We start from the raw sequence: 14817 nt of genomic DNA, 5'->3' as shown, positions 1-14817 counted from the left end.
GAATCCCTGCGGGGCCTGTCCCGTGCGCAGCCTGACGGTGTGCGCCGCGCTGGAACCCGAGGAATTGCGCCGTCTTGCCGACATTCTGCAGAATGTGCGCATCGACGCCGGCCACACCCTGTTCGCCGAGGGTGACGCCGCCGACGCGCTCTACAACGTCACGTCGGGCACGGTGAAGCTGTACAAGCTGCTGCCGGACGGGCGTCGCCAGATCACCGGCTTCCTGGTGACCGGCGATTTCCTGGGGCTGGCCGTCAACGACAGCTATGCCTACACCGCCGAGTCGGTGACCAGCGCCTCGCTCTGCCGCTTCCCGCGCAAGAAGATCGACGCGCTGCTGGAGGAATTCCCCAAGATGCAGCGGCGCCTGTTCTCCATGGCGTCGAACGAGCTGGCCGCCGCGCAGGACCAGATGCTTCTGCTCGGCCGCAAGACGGCGAAGGAGAAGATCTGCTCCTTCCTGCTGATGCTGTCGCAGCGCGCCGCCCGCCGTGGCCACAAGGAAAACCCGGTCTTCGTGCCGATGAGCCGCGCCGACATCGCCGACTATCTGGGCCTGACCACCGAAACCGTCAGCCGCACCTTCACCCAGCTGAAGACCGCCGGGGTGATCTCGCTGCAGGAAGGCAACAAGGTCCTGATCGCCGACCTCGACGCGATGTACGATCTGGCCGAGGGGGCGTGACGCGCAGCCTCGCGCTTTTGCGGGGTGCGGGCGTGTTCGACAAATTCTCCACGGATGTCACGGATTTAAACACGGATGTCACGGATGTTCTTCCGCAAGGCCTTGGCCTTCCGAAGAGCAGCCGCCTTGGCAAGTCATGAAAAAATCCGTGTAATCCGTGTATAAATCCGTGACATCCGTGTAGATCTTGCCAGGCATCTCTGCGCGCTGGCAAGAATACAGCCAGCGCGCGTTACTCCCTACCGATCGACCGCAGTTCGAACAGCAGCCACACCAGCATCGACACCACGAGGATCGCGCCGGCCTGATGGGCGGCGGCGATGGGAATCCACACCACGGTCAGCAGCGTGGCGATGCCCATGGCGATCTGCAGCAGGACCATGGCGCCCGACGCCAGCGCCGCGCGGCCGGCGCGGCCGGGAAGGCGGGCATTGAGGACGCGGGCGGCCAGCACCAGCACCACCACGCCGGTCAGGATCGCCAGCACGCGATGGATCAGCTGGATCGCCGCGGTGTTCTCGAACGGATTGATCCACCAGGGGGTCAGCGTGTCGACCTCCGGCGGGATCCAATGGCCGGCCATCAGCGGGAAGGTGTTGTAGGCGAAGCCGGCATCCGATCCGGCGACGAAGGCGCCCCAGACGATGGTCACGGCGACCATCCCCAGCGCCCAGCGGGCGTGGCGGCGCAACGGCGCCGATTCCGGCCGCCAGCCGGCGAGCGGCAGCGGATCGAGCAGGCCCAGCGCGGTGCGCAGCAGCAGGGCATAGATCAGGATCGCGGTGCTGAGATGCAGGGCCAGCCGGTAATGGCTGACGTTCGGCGAATCGACCAGCCCGCTCTTCACCATGAACCAGCCGATGCCGCCCTGCAGCCCGCCCAGCAGGAACAGCCCGGCCAGCTTCGGCCACAGCTCGGCCGAGATGCGGCCCTGCATCCAGAAGCGCAGGAAGGGGATCAGGAAGACGAAGCCGATCAGCTGGCCCCACAGCCGGTGGAACCACTCCCACCAGAAGATCGACTGGAAACCGGCCAGATCCATGTGGCTGTTGTAGATGCGGAATTCCGGCGTCGCCTTGTACAGGTCGAAGACGCGGTTCCATTCCGCCGAGGACAGCGGCGGCAGGATGCCGATCAGCGGCTTCCACTCCACCATCGACAGGCCGGATTCCGTCAGCCGGGTGATGGCGCCGATCACGGCCATGGCCAGCACCATGGCGGCGCAGACCAGAAGCCAGACGGCGATCGGCCGGTTCGGGTTGGGGCGAGTTGCGGCGGCGAGGCTGTCGGAGGCGAAGGCGGTCAAGGCGGCATTCCGGAGCACGGCGGTGGGATGTTCGCCAATGTGGTGCGAACATCCCGTCCCGTCAAACGCCTCTTGTCAGGCGCCTCTTGCCCCGTGCCCGCCGGGACGGCGGATCAGACGGTGCCGTCGGCGGTGGTCACCCCGGTCTGGGGCTGGGCGGTCTGGCCCTGGAACAGCGCCTCTTCCGCCGCGCGGCGGGCGACGAGGCCTGCCAGCTTGGTCGGCTTGCCGTTCACCGTGGCATAGACCCAGCGGCCGAACTGGTCGGCGGCCCCGGCGTAATCGCCGGCATTCAACAGCTTCAGCAGGGTCGAGCTTTGCAGGCTGCCGGCGCCCAGATTGAAGACGAAGGAGGACAGGGCGCCGCGCTGGTCGTCGTTCAGCGCCACCTTCACCAGCCCGTCGACGCGGCCCGCCGCCTCGGTCAGGTCGGAGGCGAGAAAGGCGTCGGCCTGCTCGGCGGTGATGGTCTGGCCCATCTTCACCCCGGCGGTGTGGCCGTAACCGATGGTGGGAACGCCGGCCGGGCAGAGATAGGCGTTGAGGTACAGGCCCTCGAAATGCTTCACGAGATCGACCGCGGCTTGGCAGACCGGCTTGGTGGTCATGGATGCTAACTCCCGGTTGGCGCGCCGGGCGGACACCATCCGCCCGCAACGGGAGTGATCCTATGCGAGATACGCGCTTAGCGGGAAGGATAGAATGCAAATTGTCGTAATTCGCCGCAAGTCCATCGGATGGGCTGCCGGAGAGTCAGGGTGTCAGCGTCTGCGCGGCGCCGAACAGCACGAACAGGGCGAACAGCAGCGCGAACAGCCCGGCAATGGTCGTGACCTCCAGCAGCGCCTCCACCAGCCGGCTCTCACGAGTCCGCCAGTCCACCGCCTTCCGCTTCGCCGCCATCGTCCCCTCCACCTCTGCAGCCCCGGTATTCGCTAAAATTTTAGCGAATACCGGGGCGTGGTGCTGTGACGGCAGTCACAGGGGGGTGAAAGGGCGCCGGCCGGGATCAGTGAAGGCGGAAATCGGCGGCGACGTGGCGAAGCTCGCCGGGGGTGATCAGGGTCTGGCTCGCCAGCCGCACCGAATGCAGCTTGCCATCCAGATTGCGCTGCCAGAAATCGAGGAAGCGGCGCAGCACCGGATAGTCCGGTGCCTGGTCCAGCTCCTGCCACAGGTAGGACTGCAGCAGGCCGGGATGGTCCGGCATATGGTAGAGAATCTCGGCGGTGGTCAGGCGGAAATCGCGGAGCTGGAGGCTGAGATCGGCCATGCGCGGTCTCCCGTTCGGTGGGGGGATCGGGTGGGTCTGGCGGTGTCCGGTTCCTTCCGGTGCCGTTCCGGCATGGAGGCAGGCGCCGGAACGGTCGGGTCCTTCGTGACCGTTTGAAGAAATCTTGCCGCGGAGCGGGTCGGGGTGCAACGGAAAACATCCAGCGCTTTCAGTGTGTTAGCAGCATGTTTCGGTGAGTGCTGCCGGCATTCGCGACAAATTCCGAAATGAGCCTCTTGAATCCCCAAACCGCTTCTATTAGCTGTCTGGCACTCGCCGGGTGGGAGTGCTAACAGCCGCCGCCCGCGCCAATTCACGTCAGTCAGAACCAAGCCTTGATCCAAGGAGGCATTCCATGAAGTTCCGCCCGCTGCACGACCGCGTCGTCGTCAAGCGTCTGGAGTCCGACACCAAGACCAAGGGTGGGATCATCATCCCCGACACGGCCAAGGAAAAGCCGCAGGAAGGCGAGATCATCGCCGTCGGCCCCGGCGCCCGTGACGAGTCGGGCAAGGTCGTGGCGCTGGACGTCAAGGCCGGCGACCGTATCCTGTTCGGCAAGTGGTCGGGCACGGAAGTGAAGATCGAAGGCGTCGATTACCTGATCATGAAGGAATCGGACATCATGGGCGTCATCGAGGCCTAAGTCCTCCGCCCGTATCCTTCGAAATTTACAAGTTAAAGGAATCGAGACATGGCTGCCAAAGACGTCAAGTTCGGCCCCACCGCGCGCGAAAAGCTGCTGCGTGGCGTTGACATCCTCGCCGACGCCGTGAAGGTCACGCTGGGCCCGAAGGGCCGCAACGTCGTGATCGAGAAGTCCTTCGGCGCTCCGCGCATCACCAAGGACGGTGTGTCGGTCGCCAAGGAAATCGAACTGTCGGACAAGTTCGAGAACATGGGCGCCCAGATGGTCCGCGAGGTCGCCTCGAAGACCAACGATCTGGCCGGTGACGGCACCACCACCGCCACCGTGCTGGCCCAGGCCATCGTCCGCGAAGGCGTGACGAAGGTCGCCGCCGGCCTGAACCCGATGGACCTGAAGCGCGGCATCGACATCGCCGTCGCCGCCGTCGTCGCCGACATCCAGGCCCGCGCCAAGAAGGTCACGACCAACGACGAGATCGCCCAGGTCGGCACCATCTCCGCCAACGGCGAAGCCGAGATCGGCAAGATGATCGCCCAGGCGATGGAGCGCGTCGGCAACGAGGGCGTCATCACGGTGGAAGAGGCCAAGAGCCTGGACACCGAGCTGGACGTCGTCGAGGGCATGCAGTTCGACCGCGGCTACCTGTCGCCGTACTTCATCACCAACGCCGACAAGATGATCGCGGATCTCGAGAATCCGTACATCCTGCTGCACGAGAAGAAGCTGTCGGGTCTGCAGCCGCTGCTGCCGGTCCTGGAGTCGGTCGTGCAGTCGTCGCGTCCGCTGCTGATCATCGCCGAGGACATCGAGGGCGAGGCGCTGGCCACCCTGGTCGTCAACAAGCTGCGCGGCGGCCTGAAGATCGCCGCCGTGAAGGCCCCGGGCTTCGGTGATCGCCGCAAGGCGATGCTGGAGGACATGGCCATCCTGACCGGCGGCCAGGTCATCTCGGAAGACCTCGGCATCAAGCTCGAGAACGTCACGCTCGACATGCTGGGCACCGCCAAGAAGGTCGTGATCTCCAAGGAGACCACCACGATCGTCGACGGCGCCGGCGAGAAGGCCGACATCGAAGCCCGTTGCGGCCAGATCCGCGCCCAGGCCGAGGAGACCACCTCGGACTACGACCGCGAGAAGCTGCAGGAGCGTCTGGCCAAGCTGGCCGGCGGCGTCGCGGTCATCCGCGTCGGCGGTGCGACCGAGGTCGAGGTGAAGGAGCGCAAGGACCGCGTTGACGACGCCATGCACGCCACCCGCGCCGCGGTGGAAGAGGGCGTGGTCGCCGGCGGTGGTTCGGCCCTGCTGTACGCCGGCAAGGCTCTGGACAAGCTGGTCCCGGCCAACGACGAGCAGCGCGTCGGCATCGACATCATCCGCCGCGCCCTGCAGGCCCCGGTCCGTCAGATCGCCTACAACGCGGGCACCGACGGTTCGATCGTGGTCGGCAAGCTGCTGGACCAGAACGATGCCAACTTCGGCTACGACGCCCAGAAGGGTGAGTTCACCGATCTGGTCGCCGCCGGCATCATCGATCCGGTGAAGGTGGTTCGCACCGCCCTGCAGGACGCGGCCTCGATCGCCGGCCTGCTGATCACCACCGAGGCGATGATCGCCGAGAAGCCGGAGAAGAAGGCTGCTCCGGGCGGCATGCCGGGTGGCATGGGCGGCATGGACGACATGGGCTTCTAATAGCCCACCGTTCGACCGTTCAATGGTTCGGAAAGGGGCGCCTCCGCAAGGGGGCGCCCTTTTCCTTTGCCCGAGAGTGGACCTCTGCCGCCGCACCCCTGATCCTGAAATGTCAAGGCGAACTCCACCTTGCTTTGCCGCGGTCGCCTCCCAATAATCCGCCCCTCTCTTGCCGGGTGCCCCAGCGTGGGGCGCCGGCCTCCTGACTTCCGTATATTTTAACGAGGGCCTGTTCCATGCGCTCCTTCGAGGGCCAGCATTCCGACAACGTCGCCATCAAGCGCACCCGCGAGCAGAAGCAGCGCCAGCTGGTTCAGCTCAAGGAGCAGCTGGCGACGCTGAAAGCCCACGCGGCCCCCGCCATCCGTGAAGCGTTGGTCAAGCGCATCGCCGAACTCGACGCCGAACTGCGCCAGCCCGCCAAGCCGCCCCGCGAAGGTCGTGAGGGCCGCGAAGGCCGCGAGGGTCGTGGTGGCGAGGGCCGTGAAGACGCGCCGCGCCATCCCCGCCGCGAATCCCGCCCCAGCGTCTTCCGCGCCGAAGACAGCAGCGACCGCGCCGGCGCCCTGTCCGCGTCCAGCGTCTTCGCCTCGCCCCGCCGCCGCAGCTGAAGCACGGACAGCCCGATGCCCGCCGACCGCGTCGCCTCCGCCAAAGGTTCCCGTCTGGCCGATCAGGCTTGGCTGCTGATGATGCTGCCGCCCCTGTTCTGGGCCGGCAATGCGGTCCTGGGGCGCGCGGTCGCCGGGGCGGTGCCGCCCATCGGGCTGGCCTTCTGGCGCTGGTGCCTGGGCATGCTGGTGGTGCTGCCCTTCGCCTGGCCGCATCTGCGCCACGACATCACGCCGATCCTGGCGCGGTGGAAGAGCGTCCTGCTGCTGGGCACGCTGGGCATCGGCATCTACAACACCTTCCAATACATCGCGCTGAACACGACGACGGCACTGAACTGCGTGATGCTGCAGTCGTCGATGCCGGTGATGATCGTGCTGATGAGCCTCGTCCTGTTCCGCGACCGGATCGGGGCGATGCAGGGGGTGGGGATCGCCGTCTCCCTGGTCGGCGCGACGACGCTGATCTCGCACGGCGATCCGGCGACTCTGCTGGGGTTGGAGCTGAATGCCGGCGACGTCTGGATGCTGGCGGCGGTGGTGATCTATGCCGCCTATACCACGCTGCTGCGCCGCCGGCCGGCGATCCATGGCCTGAGCTTCGTCGTCGTCACCTTCGCCATCGGCGCGGTGGAATTGCTGCCCTTCTACATCTGGGAGAGTCTGAGCGGACACCCGGTGCAGGCCAGCGGCGTCACGCTGCTGGCGGTCGGCTATACCGTGCTGTTCCCGTCCATCGCCGCCTATCTGTGCTTCAACCGGGCGGTGGAGCTGCTCGGTCCCAACACCGCCGGTCTCGCCATCCATCTGGTGCCGGTCTTCGGCAGCCTGCTGGCCATCCTGTTCCTGGGCGAGCAGCCGCATCTGTATCACGGGGTCGGCATCGCGCTGATCGCCGCCGGCATCGTCCTGGCGACCCGCCGCCGGGCCTGAGCGGGGGCGGGGGCAGGCGCAGCAATAAAATTACCGGAAAAGAGAAATTTTCGGAATGTGCCGGCGAAATAAAAAGCTGGGATTTGATTGTTTCACGTGGGACAAAGTTGGGAGGGCGTTTTTCCGCGGGCTGGTATCGGTCCAGAAGAAGAACTTGCGAGTTTTCTCGCGAAGTTCGCCATCAGGTTTTTCCCGCGCCACGGGATAGCGTCTTGATTGGGCTTCTTGTTCGGGTGTTCGCCCGTATAATATCCCCGATATCCTTTTAGACACCCCCACTATCCCTCGCGCCTGCGGCGGTCAATAAGGGACGACCGCTAAAATATGGGTCATGGCGGCGGTTCGGTGTCGGATCGATCGTCATGTGGAGCCGGCGCTGTTCGCCGGTCCGATGTGGTGGAGGTCCCAAGATGCCCCTGCAAATGTCCGCGCCCGCTTACCAGCAAGCCGCCTGCCTGGTTCATATCGTCGACGGCGACCTGCTGTCGCGCAGCACGCTCTCGCGGGCGCTGGGCGCCGTCGGCATCGCCTGCCGGGTCCACAGCACCGCCGCCGATGCGCTGGCCGTGCTGGGCACCGCGTCCTCCTGCATCGTCCTGCGCAGCGACCTGCCGGACATGACCGCCATCGAATTCATGTCCGAGGCCTCGCTGCACGGGCATGACCTGCCGGTGCTGGTGGTGACCGAGCAGGGCGACGTCGACGCCGCCGTGGCCGCGATGAAGGCAGGCGCCATGGACTGCATCGCCCATCCCTTCGCCATCCCGGCCTTCCTGGAGCGGCTGCGCGCCTGTCTCGCCTCCGGCAATCCCCATGCCCAGCAGCGCGACCGCAGCCGCGACGCCGTCCGCCGGCTGGCCCTGCTGAGCCGCCGCGAGTCGGAGGTTCTGGAACTGATCGTCGAGGGCAAGCAGAGCAAGACCATCGCCTGGGAACTGGGCATCAGCATCAAGACGGTGGAGGTCCACCGCGCCCGCATCATGGAAAAGACCGGCTGCCGGTCCATCGTCGGGCTGGGCCGCCTGTGGGAGGCGGCGGAGATGCTGCGCGGGCGCGACCTGCTCCATGGGCTTCCCGTCCGCCAGCCGGCCCAGCCGGCACTGATGGAAGTGGCAGCATCCTGACGCAGGGCACGAGGCGGAATCCTGGAAGTTGCGCTTCGTCCGGTTCCGGCCGGGCGAAAAATGAGACGAGACGTGTCCTTTACGTGGGCTTGACCACAAGAGGATTGTAATGTTCTGGCGATGAGCAACCAGAACGCCGACAGGAGCGGTCCGATGTTCCCCGATCATGGTCACCGTCGCATCGCCGTGGCGTCGCCCGACGACATCGCCACGGCGCGTCGGATCGCGGCGGAGCGGGCCGAGGGCGTTCTGGCGGCCGACGAGGCGGCCCGGCTGGACCGGCTGGTGGCCGCGCTGGCCGAGCATGCGCTGGGCCGGCCGGACGGCACGCTGCTGATCGCGCGGATGCGATCGGGCGCCGGTGTCGAATGCCTGGCCTACGACCGCGATCCCGCCACCGCCGAACTGCCGGCGCCATCCGGGGGCGATGCGGGTCTCGGCATCGCGCTGGAAACGGTTCGGGCGCTGGCCGACCGCTTCCACATCCATGTGACGCCGGGCATCGGCTCGGCACTGCTGGCCCGCGTGCTGCGGCCCGGGGCGGACGACGGGCCGACCGCCGACGCCATGGTGCAGACCGGGGCCGTCATGGTCGAGCGGAGCGGGGGGGAGGTCGCGCGGGGCGGCCCCTTCATCGACCATTGGTTCGTCGGCTGCGCGCCCGCCCGCGGCGAGTATGGCCCCTGCGGCATCGCGCTGATGATCGACGGCGACACGGTGGCCGGCGGCAATGCAGGCGTGGCTGCCGGAGCCGGATCCGATGCCGGGGGAGGTGAGGTCTATGGTCCTCCTCCCTATCCCCCCACGGTGATGACGCCCGCGGTGGTCCGGCAGGTGGAGACGGTGGTCGCCGCCACGGTGCCCGGCCTGCCGGCGCCCATGGTGGTCAATGCGATCCGGCGCGATCTGAAGGGGCGGCCCGAACTGGGGCTTTCCGAGGACAAGACCCTGGCGCAGATCGGACGGGCCGCCGTCGCGGTTCTGCGATTCGACGCCAAGGCCGTCGACTATACCGCGCTCGGCACCGTGGCCGGGGCGGTGGTGCGCCCGCAGGAGCTGACGGCGCTCGGCGCGCGCTGGGCGATGATCGGCTTCAACCCGCTGGCACCGGCCGCCGTCCATCTGCTGTGGGGACCGGGCGACCATGTCGTGCTCTACACCGGCGGATGCGCCCGGCTGCCCGCCCTGTTCATCCGCCGTGACCTGCGCACGGTCGACCCGACGCTGGCGGCGCTGGTCCTGCTGCGCGACGGCGCGGTGTGCGACGACGACCACACCATCCTGGTGCTGCGCAACCGCGCCGATCAGGTTCCGGCATCGGCCGCCTGACGAGGCTTATCGGCCCCAGCCATGCGGACCGCCGGGGCGTTCCCAGGCATGGGGGTCGCCGTTGTGGTCCCGCCCCCGCTGGTGCCAGCCGCGATCGCCCCAATCGTGATCCCCCCGGCCGCGATCCCTCCAGCCGCGATCCCTCCGGCCGTGGTCGCCATCCCACGAGCGGTAGCGGTAACCGGGCTGCACGATGACCGGCGGCGGCACCGCATAGACAGTGGGCGGCGGCACCACCACCGGCCCGCCGTAAGCGGGATAGTAGGGATCGTAGGGGTCGTAGCCATCGTAGGCGACGCAGCCGGACAGCGCGGCGGCACCCGCGGCCAGAAGCAGGGCGGTCAGCATCTTCGGCAGGATCATCGGACGAATGGTGCGCATGGCCTTGCTTCCTGTCTTGCGGAGGACCGGGATCGGTGAGGAAAGCGGTCATCGGTACAAACAGCCCAACCCACCCGGCTATTCCATACCTCTTTGGCGTCACCCTGTCCGGAGCAGGTGCGGCGGCGGATCGTCCATCGCGGTTTCTGATGGATGAAACAAGAACTATGAATTTCACATATCCGATTGGCGCCGTCATCCTGTGTCTCGACTTCCTCCACAGCATGAAGACGAGGCCATCATGAAAGCCATCGGCTACCGCAAGTCCCTGCCCATCACCGATGCCGACGCGCTGATCGACGTCGAGATCGACCGCCCGGCCGCCGCCGGCCGCGACCTGCTGGTCCGGGTGGAGGCGGTGTCGGTCAACCCGGTGGACACCAAGCTGCGCCGCAACGCCTCGCCGGCCGAGGGTGACCTGCGCATCCTCGGCTTCGATGCCGCCGGCATCGTCGAGGCGGTCGGGCCGGACGTGACCTTGTTCCGTCCCGGCGACGCGGTGTTCTATGCCGGCGCCATCGACCGCCCCGGCACCAACAGCGAATATCATCTGGTCGACGAGCGCATCGTCGGCGTCCGCCCGGCCAGCCTGAGCGTCGCCGAGGCCGCCGCCCTGCCGCTGACCGCCATCACCGCCTGGGAGATGCTGTTCGACCGGCTGAGCCTGCCGCGCGATGCCAGTGAGAAAAACAATGGTGAGGGCAAGTCGCTGCTGATCGTCGGCGGGGCCGGCGGCGTCGGCTCCATCGCCATCCAGCTGGCCCGCCGGCTGAGCAAGGTCCGGGTGCTGGCCACCGCCTCGCGTCCGGAGACCGCCGACTGGGTGCGCGAACTGGGCGCCCATGACGTGATCGACCACAGCCGGCCGATGGCGGAGCAGGTGAAGGCGCTGGGGCTGTCCGGCGTCGATTACGTCTTCTCCACCAACGCGACCGACCACCATTTCCAGGATCTGGTCGAGCTGGTGGCGCCGCAGGGCCATATCGGCCTGATCGACGATCCGGAGCCCATCGATGTCCGCCTGCTGAAGCGCAAGAGCGTCTCGCTGCATTGGGAGCTGATGTTCACCCGATCGCTGTTCCAGACCGCCGACATGATCGCCCAGCACGAGCTGCTGACCGAGGTGTCGCGGCTGGTCGACGCCGGCACCCTGCGCACGACGCTGACGGAAACGCTGGGCCGCATCGACGCCGCCACCCTGCGCAAGGCCCATGCCCTGATCGAGTCGGGCAAGGCCCGCGGCAAGGTGGTGCTGGAAGGCTTCTGATCCGCGTTCCCCCGCCGCTCTACCCCGCCAGGGCGAGCGGCGGGCGGGCCGGGCGCATCGCCGCCAGGCTTTCCACGATGAAGCCGACCAGCGGTTCGGCGAGACGGCGGTTGCGCGGCGTCTCGCCGAAGATCGCCATTTCGACATTGCCCAACTCGGGCAGGCCGTCCTCCACCCCCAGCCGGCGCACGCCGTCGGGCACCGAGGATTCGCTCAGCACCGCCACCCCCAGCCCGGCGCGGACGGCGGCCTGCACCCCCATGACGCTGGCGCTGGTGTAGACCACCCGCCAGGACCGCCCGGTTTCGCCCAGCGCCGCCAACCCGCGGTTGCGGAAGACGCAAGGGGCCGGCAGGGCGCAGAAGGGCAAGGGGCCGTCGGCCGGGATTTCCAGGCCGGGGGCGGCGATCCAGCGCATCGGCTCGGTCCAGATGGCGCGGCCGCGGCTGTCGCCGGCATCGCGGCGCGAGATCACGAGGTCCAGCTCTCCGGTATCCAGCGCCGTGACCAGATCGCTGCACAGGCCCACCCGCACGTCGATGTGCAGGCGCGGATGCAGCTTGGCGAAGCGGCGCAGCACATGGGGCAGATGGTCGGACAGGAAATATTCGGCGACGCCCAGCCGCAGCTCGCCCTCCGCCGCCGGTTCGGTGAAGCGCCGCACCGTCTCGTCGTTCAGGTCCAGCATGCGGCGGGCATAGCCCATCAGCAGTTCGCCGTCAGGGGTCAGCGCCAGCGACCGGCTGGTGCGCTCGAACACCCGGCGGCCGAGCATGTCCTCCAGCTTCTTGACCTTGACGCTGATCGCCGACTGCGTCCGGCCCAGCCGTTCGGCCGCCGCGGTGAAGCCGCCGGCCTCCGCCACGGTGACGAAGGCGCGCAGAGCGTCGATCTCCAGATCGGGCAGGGACATGAGGATGCATTCCGGATGGTGATCGGTAGGGCTTATCCTATCGCGATCGTTCATGGATGGCGAGCGGCGCATCGGGGCAGCCTGTGGGACAAGCGGCGGCCGGGCCGTTGAAGCCGGGCGGGAGCGTCCTCATTGTCAGCCTCCGGACCTTGCCGTCCGGATGCCTGACGTTGCTTGAGGAGAGAGACGCCCGATGATCCGCTTTTCCGCGCCGGCCGGCAGCTTGGCTCTTGCGCTTGCCGCTGCCGCCCTGCTCGCCGGTTGTCAAATGCCGGGTTCCATGCCGCCGCCGCAACAGACCGCCGCTCTTCCGCCGCCGGCCGTGCCCAAGCCGCCGCCGGAAGCCCGCGGCATCTGGATCGTCGGCAGCCCGGCCCTGCGCGGCACCGTCGATCAGGCGGCGGCCAAATATAACGGCGGTCCCGACACCAAGCCGCATCTCGATGCCCGTGGCACCGCTGCCGGCTTCCGCTCCTTCTGCGCCGGAGTCGGTCTGGACCACCCCGACATGGTGGCCTCCGACCGTCCGATCAGCGCCGCCGAGTACAAGCGCTGCCGCGCCGCCGGCATCACGCTGACCGAGTATGATTTCGGGTCGAAGCGCTTCGTCTACGTCAAGGATTCGCACATGATGGCGGTGCCCGGCGTCAACGACTTCGTCACCAGCTGGAGCCAGACCGGCAAGCCGGTGAGCGCGCCGACGGCGGGGAGTTGACGGGCGGGGAACTGATGGCGGATCAACCCGCCGCGAACAGCCCGCCCTCATCGGGTGCGTCGGCCGCGTCGTCGGCATTCGGGTCGCCCAGCGCGGTTTCCCAGCCCAGCGCCGGCAGGGTGATGGCGCGGGTGTTGCCGAGGCCGCTGCGGCTGGTGATGAAGCCGCGCTGTTCCATGTAGGTCAGCAGGCGGCGGCCACGTCCTTTGGACCGGCTGCCGCAGGCGCGCGCCACGTCGGCGTCGGACGGGCAGGGGGCATGGTCCAGGGCGGCGCGGGCCAGCAGCAGGAAGACCGGCTGGATGTCCTCCGCCAGGGTGGCGGCGACCTCCATCGCGCGCTGCCAGGCGGGATCGTCGCCGCTGCCGGCCCCGGCGCGGGCGGTCGCCAGACGGCGGCGGAAAGCGGGCAGGGCCAGCCGGTCGCCATCCACCCCGCGACCCCGGCAGCGCACCAGGAAATCCTGGTACAGCACGGCCAGCGAGCGGTAGGGCGCCTCCGGGTCGGCCAGAACCTCGGCCAGAACTTGGTCGTACTGGGCTTCGCGCTCAGCCGCCTGTTCGGGCGTTTCCTCCGGCTCCAAGGGCAGCAGGGCCGGCTGTTCGGCGGCGCTTTCGTCGATTGACGGCGGCGGGGCGGCGGGACGGCCGCGCGCCAGCTGCGCCATCAGGTCGGCGCTGGCCGAGGTCGAGGGGCGGCGGACGTAGCGCGGCGGCTCCGGCTCGGTGGTGGTGAAGATCAGGTCGCGGGCATCCGCCACCGGGGTGGCGGGCGGCGGCATCAGGGTCGGGCTGCCGGTGCGGCCCTGGGTCTCCACCGCGCCGATGCGCAGCGGCAGCGGCCGGCGCGACAAAGCGGGGCCGAGCGCGATGAAGTGGCCGCGCTCCAGGTCGCGGAACATCTCCGCCTGCCGGCGCTCCATGCCCAGCAGGTCGGCGGCGCGCGCCATGTCGATGTCGAGGAAGGTGCGGCCCATCAGGAAGTTCGACGCCTCGGCCGCGACGTTCTTCGCCAGCTTCGCCAGACGCTGGGTGGCGATCACCCCGGCCAGTCCGCGCTTGCGCCCGCGGCACATCAGGTTGGTCATGGCGCCGAGCGAGACCTTGCGCGCCTCGTCCGACACTTCGCCGGCGGCCGAGGGGGCGAACAGCTGCGCCTCGTCCACCACCACCAGCATCGGATACCAGAAGTCGCGGTCGGCATCGAACAGCCCGCCCAGGAAGGCGGCGGCGTGGCGCATCTGCATTTCCGCGTCCAGCCCTTCCAGGTTCAGGACGACGGAGACGCGGTGCTGGCGCACGCGGGCGGCGACGGATTGCAAGGCCGCCTCGCTGTGCTCGTCGGCTTCGACCACCACATGGCCGAAGCGTTCGGCCAGGGTGACGAAGTCGCCTTCCGGGTCGATCACCGCCTGTTGCACCCATTGGGCGCTCTGTTCGATCAGCCTGCGCAACAGGTGCGACTTGCCCGAGCCGGAATTACCCTGAACCAGCAGACGGGTCGCCAGCAGCTCCTCCAGGTCGAGCGTCGCGGCGCTGCCCGCGTTCGTCGCCCCCATGTCGATGCCGACCTTCATCCCGCTCGCCTCCCACTCACCCGAACCGCCCCCGTGAAGAAGGGGGACTTCCTATAGCGCAGGCAGGCGCGGCGATACGAGGATTCGATTCGGGACGGCCGGGCGGCGGAGGGGGAGGCACTCTCCGGCCGATTGAGCGGCAGCGGCCCGGATGAGCGTTCCGGTGGTAGGGTGGGTCTTGCGGTGGAGGGCGGTTTGACCATATTTTGGCGGACAGGAGGGTGCGGTGCCAGCCGCACCCCCCGTCCGGTCCTGTTACTTCAGCAGGTCAAGGATCGCCTTGATCAGCTGCAGCACCAGGACCAGGAGGACGAGTGCTTTTTCCACTCTGTGCTCCCAGGTAGGTGGGACGCGGGCGGTGGCCAT

The 14817-nt window shown here is 68.0% G+C and carries 16 protein-coding genes; 9 read left to right on the top strand and 7 right to left on the bottom strand.

Translation table 11 applies throughout. The features are described from left to right. Positions 1-22 precede the first annotated feature (22 nt). A complete protein-coding gene (locus TSH20_RS08535; protein WP_244434101.1) occupies positions 23-685 on the top strand; it encodes a cyclic nucleotide-binding domain-containing protein in 663 nt (220 codons plus the stop codon). Between the two features lie 232 nt (positions 686-917). Here the strand turns inward: TSH20_RS08535 and TSH20_RS08530 are convergent, their stop codons facing one another. From TSH20_RS08530 to TSH20_RS08520, 4 genes are all read right to left on the bottom strand, one after another. Beyond that, a complete protein-coding gene (locus TSH20_RS08530; protein WP_109074322.1) occupies positions 918-1991 on the bottom strand; it encodes a COX15/CtaA family protein in 1074 nt (357 codons plus the stop codon). Between the two features lie 113 nt (positions 1992-2104). After that, on the bottom strand, positions 2105-2599 hold the full coding sequence (locus TSH20_RS08525; RefSeq protein ID WP_109074321.1) for a lysozyme: 495 nt from the start codon (positions 2597-2599) through the stop codon (positions 2105-2107). A gap of 145 nt (positions 2600-2744) precedes the next feature. Then, on the bottom strand, positions 2745-2894 hold the full coding sequence (locus tag TSH20_RS34910; protein WP_158281972.1) for a hypothetical protein: 150 nt from the start codon (positions 2892-2894) through the stop codon (positions 2745-2747). Positions 2895-3000: 106 nt separating this feature from the next. After that, a complete protein-coding gene (locus TSH20_RS08520) occupies positions 3001-3264 on the bottom strand; it encodes an usg protein (protein WP_109074320.1) in 264 nt (87 codons plus the stop codon). Between the two features lie 355 nt (positions 3265-3619). On the opposite strand from TSH20_RS08520, the gene groES reads away from it, so the two are divergent. From groES to TSH20_RS08490, 6 genes are all read left to right on the top strand, one after another. Continuing rightward, positions 3620-3910: a co-chaperone GroES gene (gene groES / locus TSH20_RS08515; protein ID WP_042702035.1), complete on the top strand. Its 291-nt coding sequence runs from the start codon at positions 3620-3622 to the stop codon at positions 3908-3910. Positions 3911-3958: 48 nt separating this feature from the next. After that, complete coding sequence (gene groL / locus TSH20_RS08510; RefSeq protein ID WP_109074319.1) at positions 3959-5602, top strand: chaperonin GroEL; 1644 nt, start codon at positions 3959-3961, stop codon at positions 5600-5602. Positions 5603-5838: 236 nt separating this feature from the next. After that, positions 5839-6213, top strand: coding sequence for a hypothetical protein (locus tag TSH20_RS08505; RefSeq protein WP_109074318.1), 375 nt, complete (start codon positions 5839-5841; stop codon positions 6211-6213). 15 nt (positions 6214-6228) lie between these two features. After that, positions 6229-7146 carry a DMT family transporter gene (locus TSH20_RS08500; protein WP_109074317.1) on the top strand — a complete coding sequence of 306 codons (918 nt, stop codon included), beginning with the start codon at positions 6229-6231 and terminating at the stop codon, positions 7144-7146. 422 nt (positions 7147-7568) lie between these two features. Continuing rightward, complete coding sequence (locus TSH20_RS08495; protein WP_247871073.1) at positions 7569-8270, top strand: LuxR C-terminal-related transcriptional regulator; 702 nt, start codon at positions 7569-7571, stop codon at positions 8268-8270. Between the two features lie 153 nt (positions 8271-8423). Beyond that, positions 8424-9599 carry a hypothetical protein gene (locus TSH20_RS08490; RefSeq protein WP_109074350.1) on the top strand — a complete coding sequence of 392 codons (1176 nt, stop codon included), beginning with the start codon at positions 8424-8426 and terminating at the stop codon, positions 9597-9599. A 6-nt stretch (positions 9600-9605) separates the two neighbouring features. Here TSH20_RS08490 and TSH20_RS35280 read toward each other — a convergent pair whose 3' ends face one another. Beyond that, positions 9606-9980: a hypothetical protein gene (locus TSH20_RS35280; RefSeq protein WP_199231841.1), complete on the bottom strand. Its 375-nt coding sequence runs from the start codon at positions 9978-9980 to the stop codon at positions 9606-9608. Between the two features lie 241 nt (positions 9981-10221). Between TSH20_RS35280 and TSH20_RS08480 the strand changes: the two genes are divergently transcribed. Beyond that, positions 10222-11247 carry a zinc-binding alcohol dehydrogenase family protein gene (locus tag TSH20_RS08480; RefSeq protein ID WP_109074315.1) on the top strand — a complete coding sequence of 342 codons (1026 nt, stop codon included), beginning with the start codon at positions 10222-10224 and terminating at the stop codon, positions 11245-11247. Positions 11248-11266: 19 nt separating this feature from the next. Here the strand turns inward: TSH20_RS08480 and TSH20_RS08475 are convergent, their stop codons facing one another. Continuing rightward, positions 11267-12160, bottom strand: a complete 894-nt coding sequence (locus TSH20_RS08475; protein WP_109074314.1) for a LysR substrate-binding domain-containing protein — start codon at positions 12158-12160, stop codon at positions 11267-11269. Between the two features lie 193 nt (positions 12161-12353). Between TSH20_RS08475 and TSH20_RS08470 the strand changes: the two genes are divergently transcribed. Then, on the top strand, positions 12354-12875 hold the full coding sequence (locus tag TSH20_RS08470; RefSeq protein ID WP_109074313.1) for a substrate-binding domain-containing protein: 522 nt from the start codon (positions 12354-12356) through the stop codon (positions 12873-12875). Positions 12876-12897: 22 nt separating this feature from the next. On the opposite strand, the gene TSH20_RS08465 is transcribed toward TSH20_RS08470, so the two are convergent. Continuing rightward, positions 12898-14451: an ATP-binding protein gene (locus tag TSH20_RS08465; protein ID WP_109074312.1), complete on the bottom strand. Its 1554-nt coding sequence runs from the start codon at positions 14449-14451 to the stop codon at positions 12898-12900. Positions 14452-14817: the final 366 nt, after the last annotated feature.

This window comes from Azospirillum sp. TSH20 (assembly GCF_003115935.1).
Classification (GTDB): Bacteria; Pseudomonadota; Alphaproteobacteria; order Azospirillales; family Azospirillaceae; genus Azospirillum.
Note: the sequence above shows the minus strand (reverse complement) of the source record. Positions and strands in the feature narration are given on the sequence as shown.

Excerpts from the sequence above, each read along its gene's own strand:
- TSH20_RS34910 (WP_158281972.1), bottom strand. The coding sequence starts at position 2,894 with ATGGCGGCGAAGCGGAAGGCGGTGGACTGGCGGACTCGTGAGAGCCGG.
- TSH20_RS35280 (WP_199231841.1), bottom strand. The coding sequence starts at position 9,980 with ATGCGCACCATTCGTCCGATGATCCTGCCGAAGATGCTGACCGCCCTG.
- TSH20_RS08475 (WP_109074314.1), bottom strand. The coding sequence starts at position 12,160 with ATGTCCCTGCCCGATCTGGAGATCGACGCTCTGCGCGCCTTCGTCACC.
- groES (WP_042702035.1), top strand. The coding sequence starts at position 3,620 with ATGAAGTTCCGCCCGCTGCACGACCGCGTCGTCGTCAAGCGTCTGGAG.
- TSH20_RS08520 (WP_109074320.1), bottom strand. The coding sequence starts at position 3,264 with ATGGCCGATCTCAGCCTCCAGCTCCGCGATTTCCGCCTGACCACCGCC.
- TSH20_RS08495 (WP_247871073.1), top strand. The coding sequence starts at position 7,569 with ATGTCCGCGCCCGCTTACCAGCAAGCCGCCTGCCTGGTTCATATCGTC.
- TSH20_RS08470 (WP_109074313.1), top strand. The coding sequence starts at position 12,354 with ATGATCCGCTTTTCCGCGCCGGCCGGCAGCTTGGCTCTTGCGCTTGCC.
- groL (WP_109074319.1), top strand. The coding sequence starts at position 3,959 with ATGGCTGCCAAAGACGTCAAGTTCGGCCCCACCGCGCGCGAAAAGCTG.
- TSH20_RS08525 (WP_109074321.1), bottom strand. The coding sequence starts at position 2,599 with ATGACCACCAAGCCGGTCTGCCAAGCCGCGGTCGATCTCGTGAAGCAT.
- TSH20_RS08480 (WP_109074315.1), top strand. The coding sequence starts at position 10,222 with ATGAAAGCCATCGGCTACCGCAAGTCCCTGCCCATCACCGATGCCGAC.
- TSH20_RS08505 (WP_109074318.1), top strand. The coding sequence starts at position 5,839 with ATGCGCTCCTTCGAGGGCCAGCATTCCGACAACGTCGCCATCAAGCGC.
- TSH20_RS08490 (WP_109074350.1), top strand. The coding sequence starts at position 8,424 with ATGTTCCCCGATCATGGTCACCGTCGCATCGCCGTGGCGTCGCCCGAC.
- TSH20_RS08465 (WP_109074312.1), bottom strand. The coding sequence starts at position 14,451 with ATGAAGGTCGGCATCGACATGGGGGCGACGAACGCGGGCAGCGCCGCG.
- TSH20_RS08500 (WP_109074317.1), top strand. The coding sequence starts at position 6,229 with ATGCCCGCCGACCGCGTCGCCTCCGCCAAAGGTTCCCGTCTGGCCGAT.